This is a genomic window from Nocardioides gansuensis (genome assembly GCF_003076135.1).
GTDB lineage: Bacteria > Actinomycetota > Actinomycetes > Propionibacteriales > Nocardioidaceae > Nocardioides > Nocardioides gansuensis.
The window spans coordinates 339,577-352,384 of record NZ_QDGZ01000007.1 but is presented as its reverse complement, the minus strand read 5'-3'; the positions used below and the strand labels follow the sequence as shown (position 1 = coordinate 352,384).

11 protein-coding genes are annotated in these 12,808 nt (G+C 72.2%); 3 read left to right on the top strand and 8 right to left on the bottom strand.

The annotated features are described in order from the left end of the window. Positions 1-17: 17 nt before the first annotated feature. Positions 18-1,472: a phosphodiester glycosidase family protein gene (locus DDE18_RS17550; RefSeq protein ID WP_116573539.1), complete on the bottom strand. Its 1,455-nt coding sequence runs from the start codon at positions 1,470-1,472 to the stop codon at positions 18-20. A gap of 54 nt (positions 1,473-1,526) precedes the next feature. Between DDE18_RS17550 and DDE18_RS17545 the strand changes: the two genes are divergently transcribed. Then, positions 1,527-2,744, top strand: coding sequence for a site-specific DNA-methyltransferase (locus DDE18_RS17545; protein WP_245916821.1), 1,218 nt, complete (start codon positions 1,527-1,529; stop codon positions 2,742-2,744). Here the strand turns inward: DDE18_RS17545 and DDE18_RS17540 are convergent. Both DDE18_RS17540 and DDE18_RS17535 read right to left on the bottom strand, forming a co-directional pair. Then, entirely contained in the window at positions 2,713-4,113 is a 1,401-nt protein-coding gene (locus DDE18_RS17540; protein ID WP_116573537.1) for a WS/DGAT/MGAT family O-acyltransferase, read from the bottom strand. The genes DDE18_RS17545 and DDE18_RS17540 overlap by 32 nt on opposite strands. 114 nt (positions 4,114-4,227) lie before the next feature. After that, complete coding sequence (locus DDE18_RS17535) at positions 4,228-5,355, bottom strand: glutamate--cysteine ligase (protein ID WP_116573536.1); 1,128 nt, start codon at positions 5,353-5,355, stop codon at positions 4,228-4,230. A gap of 51 nt (positions 5,356-5,406) precedes the next feature. Between DDE18_RS17535 and DDE18_RS17530 the strand changes: the two genes are divergently transcribed. Beyond that, a complete protein-coding gene (locus DDE18_RS17530) occupies positions 5,407-6,729 on the top strand; it encodes a threonine/serine exporter family protein (RefSeq protein ID WP_116573535.1) in 1,323 nt (440 codons plus the stop codon). Here the strand turns inward: DDE18_RS17530 and DDE18_RS17525 are convergent. The 3 genes from DDE18_RS17525 to DDE18_RS17515 are packed head-to-tail and all read right to left on the bottom strand — an operon-like array spanning position 6,726 to position 9,779. Continuing rightward, positions 6,726-7,292, bottom strand: a complete 567-nt coding sequence (locus tag DDE18_RS17525; RefSeq protein ID WP_116573534.1) for a DUF402 domain-containing protein — start codon at positions 7,290-7,292, stop codon at positions 6,726-6,728. The genes DDE18_RS17530 and DDE18_RS17525 overlap by 4 nt on opposite strands. 34 nt (positions 7,293-7,326) lie before the next feature. Next, complete coding sequence (locus DDE18_RS17520; protein WP_116573533.1) at positions 7,327-8,202, bottom strand: SDR family NAD(P)-dependent oxidoreductase; 876 nt, start codon at positions 8,200-8,202, stop codon at positions 7,327-7,329. Beyond that, a complete protein-coding gene (locus tag DDE18_RS17515; protein ID WP_116573532.1) occupies positions 8,199-9,779 on the bottom strand; it encodes a flavin-containing monooxygenase in 1,581 nt (526 codons plus the stop codon). Before DDE18_RS17515 ends, DDE18_RS17520 begins: the two co-directional genes overlap by 4 nt. Before the next feature lie 49 nt (positions 9,780-9,828). Here DDE18_RS17515 and DDE18_RS17510 point away from each other — a divergent pair, with 49 nt between their 5' ends. Next, positions 9,829-10,422 (top strand): TetR/AcrR family transcriptional regulator, encoded by a 594-nt coding sequence (locus DDE18_RS17510; RefSeq protein WP_116573531.1) that lies wholly within the window; start codon positions 9,829-9,831, stop codon positions 10,420-10,422. A gap of 223 nt (positions 10,423-10,645) precedes the next feature. Here DDE18_RS17510 and DDE18_RS17505 read toward each other — a convergent pair whose 3' ends face one another. Continuing rightward, a complete protein-coding gene (locus DDE18_RS17505; protein WP_245916819.1) occupies positions 10,646-12,055 on the bottom strand; it encodes a sensor histidine kinase in 1,410 nt (469 codons plus the stop codon). Positions 12,056-12,066: 11 nt separating this feature from the next. Continuing rightward, positions 12,067-12,771 (bottom strand): response regulator transcription factor, encoded by a 705-nt coding sequence (locus DDE18_RS17500; RefSeq protein WP_116573529.1) that lies wholly within the window; start codon positions 12,769-12,771, stop codon positions 12,067-12,069. Positions 12,772-12,808: the final 37 nt, after the last annotated feature.

Sequence of the window (12,808 nt, the reverse complement as noted above, 5' to 3'; positions counted from 1 at the left end):
CGTCTCGGCCGGTCGGCTCAGGCGGGCGGCGGCGTCGTGGGCGGCGGCGTCGTGGGCGCCGGCGTCTGGCTGATCAGCACCGGCGGGGTCCACGCGCCCCGGTAGTAGACGCCGAACCCGTTGGGCACGTTGCGCTCCTGGCCGTCGGACGGCTCGTTGACGAGGCCCATCTCGCCGGTCAGCAGGCGGGAGTAGAGCGTCGAGGAGCCGCCGCCGTCGAGGTTGAGCGCGTCGTCGGCGCCCAGCTGCTGCAGGGTGTTGGCGAGCTCCACCATCGTGAAGCCGCGGCTGGCGGTCGACCTGCCGTCCACGACCAGGAGGAAGAGCTTGCGGCCGTCGACGTCCACGCCGAGCGCCGTACGCGGGTGCATCACCGTGTCGTTGATGACCGTGCGGATGCCGCCCAGCAGGATCGGGCGGTCGCCGCTGATCGCCACCTGCGCGCCCGGCTGGACCTTGGTCTTGAAGGAGATGCGCTGGCCGACGCGTAGCCGCTTCAGCTGCCGCGCCGCGCCGTCGCGCCCGACGAGGACCTGGCCCTTGATCTTGCGACCCTTGGAGAGCAGCGGGCGGTTGGAGCGCACCTTGCCGTCGACGATCACGACCTCGCGGACGTATTTCTGCCCGTCGGTGACGGAGTAGCCCTTGGTCCAGCCCCACTCGGGCGTGTAGAGCCCGATCGAGCCGGGCGGGACGGTCGGGGCGTTGAGCTTGGTGATCGGCCACTTCGGGTGCTGCTTCAGCTTCACCTTGGCGGCCATCGCGCCGACGTGGGGGCCGGTGTCGTCGATCCAGAAGGTCGCGTTGCCGACCGAGCCGTCGACCCAGCCGTCCTTCGCTCCGTGCAGCAGCCCGCGCTCGCGGTCGACGCCGATGCCCAGCGGGGCGCCGGTGTCGGAGATGTCGAAGAAGTCGCCGTTGACGGCGCCGATGACGCCCTCGGGGGCGGCGATCCGGCTCAGCGGCTTGCGCTTGGCGACGTACTTCGGGCCGAGGTAGTCGAAGCCGATGTCGGCGGCGTTGAGGTCGACGGTCAGCAGGTTGAGGCGCACCGGGCCGCGGCACGCGGGGTCGGTGACCTGCTGCGACTGGTCCCACTCGCGGATCGTGATGCCGGGGGCGATCTGGTAGGTCTGCTCGGACAGCAGCGAGTCGACGCAGGTGCGCCCCTGGGCGCGGCGCGGCGCGAGGCGGCCGGGCTTGCCGTCGGAGGTCTGGCCGGGGTGGCGGAAGACGGTGCCGAGGTCCTGGAGCGCGCGGCGCTCGGCGGGGGTGAGGCGGCCGGGACGGTCACCGTCGCCGGCGCCGGGGGCGGGGCCGTACGACGCGGCCGCGGCGCCGCTGGGCGCGGACCCGGCCGACGGGGCGGTCAGCAGGCCGGCCGCCAACGAGCCGGCAACCAGGGCAGCGGCTACCGAGGCGGCCAGGGTGGCTGGGATCAGGCGGAGAGGGGCACGAGCGGGCGCGGACACGCGCTCCAATGTAAAGGTGCCGCGGTGGCCGATGGGGAAGCTATCGTGCCGGGCGTGGCGGCCCGCTGGAGCTCGAGCGTGTGGAACACGTTCGTCGAGGGCGACAACCTCGACGTGCTCGCCACCCTGCCGCCCGGCTCGGTCGACCTCGTCGTCACCGACCCGCCGTACAACACCGGGAACGGCTTCGCCTACGCCGACACCTTCGGCAGCCACGCCGCCTGGGTCGCGATGATGCGGCCGCGGCTCGAGGCCTGCCGTGAGGTGCTCGCCGACACCGGGGCGATCTTCGTCAGCATCGACGACCACGAGGTCGCGCACCTGCGGCTATTGATGGACGAGGTCTTCGGGGAGGCCAACTTCCTCGCCCAGGTGATCGTCAACCTCAACCCCAAGGGCCGCCAGCTCGGGCGCGGCTTCGCGACCAGCCACGAATACCTGCTGGGCTACGCCCGCGACGCCGGCCGCTGCGTCCTCGACGCCAGCAGCCCCGACCACGTCGACGAGGGCGACTTCCCGCTCTCGCACGCCGACGGCCGCCGGTTCCGGCACCTGCCGCTGCGCAACACCAACAAGAAGTTCAACCCCGCGACCGCCCGCACCCTGCACTTCCCGCTGTACGGCGATCCGGCGAGCGGGCGCGTGGCCGCGGCCCCCTTCCCGGGGAGCCGGGAGATCTGGCCGGTCTTCGGCGACGGCGCACCCGCGGTGTGGCGCTGGTCGGCGCCGCTCGTCGAGGCGCGCGCAGACGACCTGGTCTGCCGCACGATCCGCGGCCGGCTGGGCGAGCGCGACGACGTCTTCCAGCGGGACTGGCTGCACCGCGACACCCCGGGTGGCCGGCGCAAGAAGCTGCGCACGATCTGGCTGTCGGAGGAGGTCGGCTCCACGGACACGGCGGTCGCCGAGCTGAAGGCGCTGGTGGGGAAGGTGTTCGAGTCGCCCAAGCCGACCGGGCTGGTGCGGCGGGTGCTGGCGACGATGCCCAGCGACGTCGTCGTAGTCGACCCGTTCGCCGGCTCCGGCACCACCGGCCACGCCGTGGCGCTCGCCAACGCCGAGGACGGCGGCACCAGGCGCTGCCTCTCCGTCAACTCGGCCGAGCCGACCCGCCCCGGGTCGCACGCCCACGTCGCCGGCCTGGCCACGGTCGCCGACATCACCCGGGCCCGGCTCCGGGCCGTCGCCGAGGCGGTCGGCGGGGGCTACAAGGAGATCCCCGCGGGCTTGCCCGCCCGTGTCACACCCCGGCGACCTTCTCCAGCGCGATGAGCTCGGCGTCGAGGTAGGCCAGCAGCCGCTGCAGGTGCGGCACGGTGCGGCGGCAGCCGGTGAGGCCGAAGCACATCTTCCCGTCGTAGGACGTGCAGGTGATGTTGAGCGCCATGCCGTTGATCGGGATGGAGAGGGGATACATGCCCTCGAGGCGGGCGCCGTTCATGTACTGCACCGACCGCGGACCCGGGACGTTGCTGATCACCACGTTGAACGGCGGTCGCATGATGCCGTGCATCCCCAGGATCGGATAAACGATCGTGGGCGCCATGCCGATCGCGCTCATCGCCAGGATCTGCATCGGCGTCATCGACGACAGCGCGTCCTTGCCGTCGACCATCGACGTGTGGATCGCGGCGAGACGGTCGGCCGGGTCGGGCAGGTCGGTCGAGAGCTGCACCATCACCGAGCCGACGGCGTTGCCGCCCTCGGCGGAGGCGATGTTGGCCTGCTTGGCGTTCAGGCCCACCGGCACCATCGCGACCAGGCCGGCCTCCGGCAGCGCGTCGAGCTCGAGGAGGTAGGTGCGCAGCGCGCCGCTGCACATCGCCAGCACGACGTCGTTCATCGTGGTGCCGGTGGCCTTGCCGATCTCCCGCATCCGCTCGATCGGCCAGTCCTGCGCGGCGAAGCGACGCGACCCGGTGATCGGCTGGTTGAAGATCGTGCGCGGTGCGTAGAAGGACACCGCGGAGGTCTCGTTGCGTACGCCGCGGGCCAGGGTGCGCACGAGCGCGCCCGGCATTCCCGCGGCTTCGGCGCTGATGCCGAGGGCGGTGCGGAACGCCGACGCCGGCAGGTCGAGCACCGACGCCGCGTCCTGCGGCTCCCTCGGCGGCCGGGTGGACTCCCGCCTGGCCCACGGTGCGGGCATGTCGCGCCGCTCGGGGTCGGTCGTCAGGACGCTCTGCAGCAGCCGCATCGCGGAGACGCCGTCGACGAGCGCGTGGTGGGTCTTGGTGTAGAGCGCCACCCTGCCGTCGCGCAGCCCCTCGATGACGTGCGCCTCCCACAGCGGCCGCTCGTGGGCGAGCCGCTGGCCGTGCAGTCGCGAGCACAGCTCGAGCAGCTCACGGACGCGGCCGGGCTTCGGCAGCGCGCTGTGGCGGACGTGGTGCTCGATGTCGAAGTGGTCGTCCTCGATCCACACGTACTGCCCCGCCGTCTTCATCGACCGGTGCGGGCGTTTGAGGAAGAGGGGCGCGATCTCCTGGGGCGCGGACAGCTGCTCGTAGACCTGGCGCACATAGTCGCGTCCGGCGCCCTCGGGCTTGCGGAACAGCTGCAGCCCGCCCACGTGCATCGGCTGGGTGCGGCTCTCCGCGACCAGGAACGCGGCTGACGTGGGGTCGATGGGCGTCGCCACAGGGGCCTCCTCGGGGTCTGGGCCGATCCTCGCGTCTACGGGACCGAAAGTGAAGGACGCGGCGCGTGGGTCGTCACGCGACCAACGACGGGGCCGTGCCGGTGTCACGAGTGACTAGAGCGACTCGCGGAGCTCGCTGACGACCGAGTCCACGACGGCGACCAGGTCGCCGCCCGACTCGTGGGCGACCTGCCGCTGGCGCTGGTACGACGCGCCACGGCGCGGGATGTCGGCGACCGTGCGCAGCTCCGACTCGCAATCGAGACGCCGGGCGACGGGCTCCAGCCGTTCGAGCAGGTCGTCGAGGTCGTCGGTGACCAGCCGCTCCCGGGACTTGGTGTCGAGGATGACGATCGCGTCGAGCCCGTAGCGCGCGGCCCGCCACTTGTTCTCCTGCACGTGCCAGGGCGGCAGGGTGGCCAGGTGCTCGCCGGCGGCCAGCCGGGTGTCGAGGTCGACGACGAGGCAGTGCACGAGCGCCGTGAGGGCGGTCAGCTCGCCGAGGTCGGAGACGCCGTCGCACACCCGGTGCTCCAGTGTGCCGAGGTGGGGCGAGGGCCGGATGTCCCAGCGCACGTCGTGCAGGCTCTCGATGACGCCGGTGGTCATCTGGTCGCCGATGCACTCCTCGAACTGCTCCCAGGTGTCGAAGGTGAACGGCAGCCCGGCGGTGGGCAGCTGCTGGAACATCAGCGCCCGGTTGGACGCGTAGCCGGTGTCCTGGCCCGCCCAGACCGGCGAGCTCGCGGAGAGGGCGAGAAGGTGGGGGTAGGTGTCGAGCAGCGAGGCCAGCACCGCCATCACCCGGTCGCGCTCGGGCATGCCGACGTGCACGTGCACGCCCCAGATCAGCATCTGGCGGCCCCACCACTGGGTGCGGTTGATCAGCTCCTCGTAGCGCGGGCCCTCGGTGAGATGCTGGTCCGACCACTTCGCGAACGGGTGCGTGCCCGCGCCGAAGAGGTCGAGGTCCATCTCGTCGGCGGCCCCCAGCACGGTCGCCGTGGTCGCGCGCAGGTCGTCCATGGCCTCGGCGACCGTCGTACAGACGCCGCTGACGATCTCGACCGTGTTGCGCAGCAGCTCCTTGTGCAGCTTGCCGGGGTCGTCGAGGCGGCCGCTCGCCGAGGCGAAGAGGTCGGCGGCGCAGTTGACCAGGTCGCGGCTGGACCGGTCGACGAGGGCGAGCTCCCACTCGACGCCGAGCGTGGGCGTGGGCGACGCGTGGAAGTCGATGCGCACGCGACCAGCCTAGGCTCATCGAGCCGCGAGGGGCCCTGACACCATGTCCGCGTGGACGACGAGGTGCGCGAGCTCAACCTGACGATCGACCTGTGCCTCCGGATCGGCGAGGTCCTCCTCTCCTCCGGCGCGGGCGCGGCCGACGTCACGGCCACCATGCAGTCGGTGGCGCACCACCTCGGCCTGCGGCGGCCGGACACCGACGTCACGTTCACCGGTCTCTCGATGAGCTACCAGCGCTCGCCCGAGGAGCCGCCGATCGTGCTGCTGCGCCAGGTCAAGCAGCGCGACATCGACTACGACATCCTCACCCGCGTCGACCACCTCGTCCGCGACGTGCTGGCGGGCAGGCTCGATCTCTTCCTCGCGCGCTCGCAGATGGCCACGATCGTCTCCGTTCCGCGCAGCCGCAGGCGGTGGGCGATCACCCTCGGCTGGGGCGTCATGTGTGCCGCGGTCGCGTTCTTCCTCGGCGGCAACGTGGTGGTCGCCGGCACGGCGTTCCTGGCCGCCGCCGCCATCGACCGGCTCCAGCTGCTGATGTCGCGACGGCGCCTCCCGACGTTCTACCTGCAGGTGGCGGGCGGCTTCGTAGCGACGCTCTTCGCTGTCGGCGTGGCCTCCACCGACCTGCCGGCCGACCCGTCCCTGGTGGTCACCGCCAACATCATCATGCTGCTGGCCGGCATCGGCTTCATGGGCGCCATCCAGGACGCCCTCACCGGGTTCTACGTGACGTCGGGCGCCCGGATCATCGAGGCGATGATGGCCACCGCGGGGATCATCGCGGGCGTCAGCGGCGGCCTTTCGGTCGGCGCGCTGTTCGGGGTCTCGGTGGGTCGCTTCGACCCTGGCCGGATGCTCGACGTCGAGGGACTGGCGATCGTGGTGGTGGGGTCGGCCGTCGCGGCCGCGGCGTTCGCCTTCTCCTCCTACGCGCCCCGCCGCTCGCTCGCCCCGATCGCGCTGATCGCCTCCGGGGCGACGGCGATCCACGCGCTGGTGATCGCCCAGGACATCGGCCGCACGTGGGCCGCCGGCCTCGCCGCGTTCTTCGTCGGCCTGGTCGCCTACGCCGTCGCCGGCCGCGTGCGGGTGCCGCCCCTCGTGGTGGCGGTGAGCGCGATCGTGCCGCTGCTGCCGGGTCTGTCCATCTACCGCGGGCTGTCGCTGCTCGCAGACGGCGGCTCGGGCACCTCGATGGGCCTGCTCGCGATGATCACCGCCGCCTCGGTGGCGATCGCGCTGGCCTCGGGCGTGATCCTGGGGGAGTACGTCGCGCAGCCGCTCAAGAAGGAGGCCCGCCGGCTCGAGGACCGGCTCGCCGGGCCGCGGCTCGTCGGGCCGCTGCGGGCCAAGGGCCGCCCGCGCTAGACACGCCTCAGCGCGGCCAGGGCGTCGTGCCAGCGGCGGTGGCACCCGTCGTACGGCGGGTGGCCTGCGCGGACGGCCTCGAGCATCCGGTCGCAGGAGGCCCGGGCGGCGGCGACCACCTCGGGCGGGTAGCCGTAGGCCACCTGGTGCTCGGCGAACTCGTCCTCGTCGTCGACGATCACCTGCCCGTTGAAGCCGCGGATGACGTCGAGGTCGAGGTCGACGGCACGCAGGGCGTTCCCGTCCCAGGCCCACGGGGTCGCGATGTCGATGTAGACCTGGACCGCGGCGCCACCGAGCTCGTCCCAGGATGGCCCCTCGGTCGTGTAGAAGGTCGCGAGGTGCCACGGCGGCGCGCCGTCGACCGAGGCCGGCGCGAGACCGACGTGGTCCCACTGGCCGACGAAGGAGTTGCCCGGCCGGGAGAAGCGCGTGCCGGCCGGGAACCCCAGCCACTCGCCGTACTCGTCCTCGCCCAGCCACACCGCGTCGTAGGCCCAGTGCGGCCGGTCGCCCCACTTGGACAGCTCGACGCGCACGGCGTCCCCCAGGCTGCGGCTCATGGGGCGTTTCTACCCCAGTCCGACCGGCTCAGTGTCAGGGGATGACCGACTCGTCGAGGTCCTTCTCGGTCAGCACAGCCTTCCTGGTCTTCACGGTGCGCCCCGCGACCGCGGCGACGATGTCCTGGTAGCGCGAGCCGGTGAGCCGGGCGAAGTGGTGCAGCGCGTGGGCATCGATGCCGACGAGCACGCGCGCCTGGTCCTTCAGGATGCCTCGCACGATGATCCGGGCCGCCTTCTCCGGTGTCATCCGGGCGAGCCTCTTGTCGAACAGGTCGGCCGTCGCCTCGGCGTCCTGCTTGTCGGAGACGCGGGCGTTGCGGGCGATCGCGGTCTTGATGCCGCCCGGGTGCACGACGGTGACCCCGACCGGGTGGCCGGCGACGAGCATCTCCTCGCGCAGCGCCTCGGACATGCCGCGCACGGCGTACTTCGTCGCGTTGTAGAGGCTCTGGCCGGGAATGGAGATCAGCCCGAAGAGCGAGGAGATGTTGACGACGTGGCCGTCGCCAGAGGCGATCAGGTGGGGCAGGAACTCCTTGGTCCCGTGCACCACGCCCCAGAGGTTGATGCCGACGATCCACTCCATGTCGGCGTAGTCGAGGTCCTCGAAGTCGCCCGCCAGCGCTACGCCGGCGTTGTTGACGACGACGTTGACCCGGCCGAAGTGGGCGACCACGTCCCGGGCGTACGCCGCGAAGGCGGCGCGGTCGGAGACGTCGAGCGGGGCGGAGTGGACGTCGGGGGCACCGGCGTCCTTGACCAGCGCGACGGTCTCGCGGAGGCCCGCCCGGTCGACGTCGGAGACCGCGACCAGCGCCCCCTGGCGGGCGACCTCGACGGCGACCGCGCGGCCGATGCCCGAGGCCGCCCCCGTGACGACGACGACCTTGTCCTGGAGCGACTTCATGCGGAGACCTCCTCGGCTGGTCGAGCGGAGTCGAGACCCGCTGGTCGAGCGGAGTCGAGACCCGGCAGGGGAGCGGTGCGGGCCTCGACCTCGTAGGCGTCGGCATCGAAGTCGCTGAGCAGCCGGCGGAAGGTGAACGTGGTGCGCGGCCACAGCGTGGTGTTGCGGCCGTGGGCGTCGAGGTACCAGCTGGCGCAGCCGCCGGCGCTCCAGACGGTGCGCTTCATCCGCCTCTGGATGTCGGCGTTCCACTCGTCCTGCACCTGCCGCCGCGGCTCGACTGCCGGGAAGCCCTCGGCGCGCAGGCGGCGGAGCGCGGACGTCACGTAGGCGAGCTGGGACTCGATGATGAAGACCATCGAGCTGTGGCCCAGGCCGGTGTTGGCGCCGACGATCTGGAAGAAGTTGGGGAAGCCGCGGGTCGTGGTGCCCTTGTAGGAGGCCATCCCCGCCTCGCCCCAGACCGTCGCCAGCGAGCGGCCACCGCGGCCGAAGATGTGCTCGGCGATCGGCTGCTCGGTGGTGTGGAAGCCGGTGGCCACCACGATCACGTCGACCTCGCGCTCGGTGTCGTCGGCGGTGACGATGCCGGTCGGGGTGACCCGGGCGATGCGGTCGGTGACCAGCTCGGTGTTGTCGGCCTCGAGGGCGGGGTAGTAGGTGCTGGAGATCAGGATGCGCTTGCAGCCGATCTGGTAGTCCGGCGTCACCTTCGCGCGCAGCTCGGGGTCGGAGATGCCCTTGTCGATGTTGGCGAGCGCCATCTTCCTGGCGGGCGCGGCGAGTCGCGGCTGCCAGGTGAAGGCCGGGACGTAGAGCTCGCGGCCCCAGTAGATCGCCGTGCGGTAGACCCGCTGGATGGCGGGCACGCGCTTGAAGAGGAACTTCTCCAGGCCGGTGTAGGCGCGGTCGTGGCGGGGGATCACCCACGGTGCGGTGCGCTGGTAGACGTCGAGGCGGCCGGCGATCTGCTGCAGCTCCGGCACGATCTGGATCGCGCTGGCGCCGGTGCCGATGACCGCGATCCGCTTGCCGGCGAGCTCGGCGGAGTGGTCCCAGCGGGAAGAGTGGAAGAGCTCGCCCTCGAAGCCCTCGATGCCCTCGATGTCGGGCAGCTTGGGCGCGGACAGGCCGCCCGAGCCGCTCATGATCGTGGTCGCGGTCAGCTCACCGGCCGACGTGAGGATCCGCCAGAGCTGGGCGTCCTCGTCCCAGCGCGCCTCTTCCAGCGTCGTACCGAAGCGGAAGCGGTCGAGGATGCCGGCCCGCTCCGCGACCTTGCGGAGGTAGGCCTGGATCTCCGGCTGGGGGGAGAAGGACATCGACCACTCGGGGTTGGGCGCGAACGAGTAGGAGTAGAGCGGGCTGGGGACGTCGCAGGCCGCACCGGGATAGCTGTTGTCCAGCCACGTGCCGCCGACGTCCTGGCTCCTCTCGAGGACGAGGTAGTCTCGCTCGCCGATCTCGTCGAGCTTGATGGCGGCACCGACACCGGCGAAGCCGGCGCCGACGACGAGGTGCGTGACGTGCGTGGGGAGGACCGTGGCCTCCCGGCCGTCGAGCGTGTCGAGACTCATGGGGGCTAACGTATTGGCGCTATTGAATGATCGTCAATAAGATGGGCGGGTGACCACAGCCACAGGCCGGACGCGACTGTCGCCTGACGAGCGCCGCACCCAGCTGCTCGAGCTCGGCACCGACCTCCTGTCCCGGCACGGCATCGACGCGATCACGATCGACCTGCTCGCCGACGAGGCGGGCGTCTCACGCGGCCTCCTCTACCACTACTTCGGCAGCCTGCAGGGCTTCCGCGAGGCCGTCGTGCGCCACGCCGTCGACCAGCTCGTCGCCGAGACCGCGCCGCCCGCCGAGGGGGAGCCGCTCGAGCGCCTCTTCACCTCGGTCGGGGTCTACGTCGACTACGTGCGCGACAACTACGCCGGCTACGTCTCGCTCGTGCGCGCTGCCGCCGGCGGCACCGATGTGATGCGGGAGATCTACGAGGAGGGGCGGCACGCGCTGATCGACCGGGTCTTCCGGGAGGACGCCCAGGGCGAGATCATCCCCGACACCCCGGTCACCCGGCTGCTGCTGCGCGGGTGGGCGGCGATGGCCGAGGAGGTCGTCGTGACCTGGGCCGCCGACCCCGGCGACCTCACCCGCGACCGGGTCGTCGAGCTGCTCGCGCTCTCGCTGCCGACGCTGGTCGAGCTCGCCTGACTCGGCGCGTCTGCACGCGCCGGGACCGCCGAGTCGGCGCGTCTGCACGCGCTGGGACCGCCGAGTCGGCGCGTCTGCACGCGCTGGGACCGCCGAGTCGGCGCATCTGCGCGGCACTTGCGCCGACTCGGCACTGGTCTCGTGTGCAGACGAGCCGACTCGGCGGGTGTGACGTGTGCAGATGCGCCGACTCGGCGCGTGCTTCGTGTGCAGATGAGCCGGGTCAGCGGAGGCCGGAGACCCGGACGGTCGTGTCGCCGGGCTCGCTGCTCAGCGAGACCGAGCCGCCGTGCGCCGCGACGATCGACTGCACCAGGGCCAGGCCGAGGCCCACGCCGCCCTCGCGCGACCGGGCCGCGTCGCCGCGGGCGAACCGCTCGAAGGCGTGCTCGACGAGATCGGGCGGGAAGCCCGGCCCGTCGTCGTGCACCTCGAGCCCGTCCGGAGTCGCCGTCACGGTCACCGTCGTGCCACCGGGGGTGTGCGTGCGCGTGTTGGCCAGCAGGTTGGTGACCACCTGGTGCAGTCGGGCCCCGTCGCCGGTCACCTCGACCGGCTCGTCCGGCAGCACGAGCCGCCAGTGGTGATCGGGCGCCACCACCCGCGCGTCGTTGACCGCCTCGGCGAGCAGCTGGGTCAGGTCGACGGGCTCGGCGGCCAGCTGCCGGCCGGCGTCGAGCCGCGCGAGCAGCAGCAGGTCCTCGACGAGCGCGGTCATCCGCGCCGACTCCGACTCCACCTTGTCCAGCGCGGTCGGCGTCGCCTCGGGTCGCCGCCGCGCCAGCTCGGTGTAGCCCGCGATCGTCGCCAGCGGCGTGCGCAGCTCGTGGGAGGCGTCCGCCACGAACTGCCGCACCTGCTGCTCGCTGCGGTGCCGCGCCGCGAGCGACGACTCCACGTGGGTGAGCAGGGTGTTGAGCGCCGATCCCACCTGGCCGACCTCGTTGCGCTCGTCGGTCAGCCGCGCCGGCACCCGGTCGTCGAGGGCGATCTCGCCCTCCGACAGCGGCAGCTCCGCGACCCGGTGGGCGGTGGCGGCCACCTCCCGCAGCGGCGCCAGCTGGCGGCGTACGACGATCGTGCCGGCCGCCGCGGCGGCCGCGACGCCCAGGAGGGAGAGCACGATCTCCCAGGTGATGAGGGACGCGAGCGTGTCGTCGACGTTGCCGGGAGGCAGGCCCGCGACGAGCTGGGTGCCGTTGCGCTGGACCGCGACGACGCGGTAGGCGCCCAGGCCGGGCAGCCGGACCTCGTGCCCCTCGCCGTCGGTGGGCACGCGGCTCAGCCGGGTCAGCGCTTCGTCGTCGAGGGACTCCCGGGAGCCGAGGCCGCCCACGCCCGAGGTGACGACCTCGCCCCCGACGTGGTCCGACCCGATGACGGCAATGAGCGATCCGAGCCGTTGGCCGTCGCGGTCAGGTGGGCCGCCTGGCCGGTCGCCTTGGTGACCAGCCGGCCCGGGGGGCACCGCCCGGTCGCCGAAGGTGAGCATGAGGGTGCCGCGCACGTCGTCGTCGAGCTGCCCGCGCAGGTAGGCGGCCATCGCCAGCGTGGTCGCCACCGAGATCAGCAGGGCGACCAGCGCCACGAGCGCGACGGCCGTGACGACGAGGCGGGAGGTCAGCGTCCTCATGCCCAGGGTCCTCATGGCTTCAGCACGTATCCCGCTCCGCGCATCGTGTGGATCATCGGTGCGCGGCCGGCGTCGATCTTCTTGCGGAGGTAGGAGATGTAGAGCTCCACGACGTTGGCCTGGCCACCGAAGTCGTAGTGCCAGACCCGGTCGAGGATCTGTGCCTTGCTCAGCACCCGCCGCGGGTTGCGCATCAGGAAGCGCAGCAGCTCGAACTCCGTCGCCGTCAGCGTGATCTCCTCGCCCTCCCGGAAGACCTCGCGGCTGTCCTCGTCGAGCGTGAGGTCGCCGACGACCAGGACGTTGCGCTCCTCCTGCCGGTGGGCGCCGGCGCGCCGCAGCAGGGCCCGCAGCCGCGCGACGACCTCCTCGAGGGAGAACGGCTTGGTCACGTAGTCGTCGCCGCCCGCCGTCAGGCCGGCGACGCGGTCCTCGACGGCGTCCCTGGCGGTGAGGAAGAGGACGGGTACGGCGGGGCGCGTGGCCCGCATCCGGCGCAGCACCTCGAGTCCGTCGAAGTCGGGCAGCATGATGTCGAGCACGACCACGTCCGGGTCGAGGTCCGCGGACTCGGCGACCGCCGTACGGCCGGTGTGCGCCATCCGCACCTCCCAGCCCTCGTAGCGCAGGGCCATCGCGAGCAGCTCGGCGATGTTGACCTCGTCGTCGACGACGAGCACGCGCACCGGGGAGCCGTCGGGGCGGGTCAGGTCCATGGCCGACATCCTGCCGGGCGTGCCTGTGAGCGGGCTG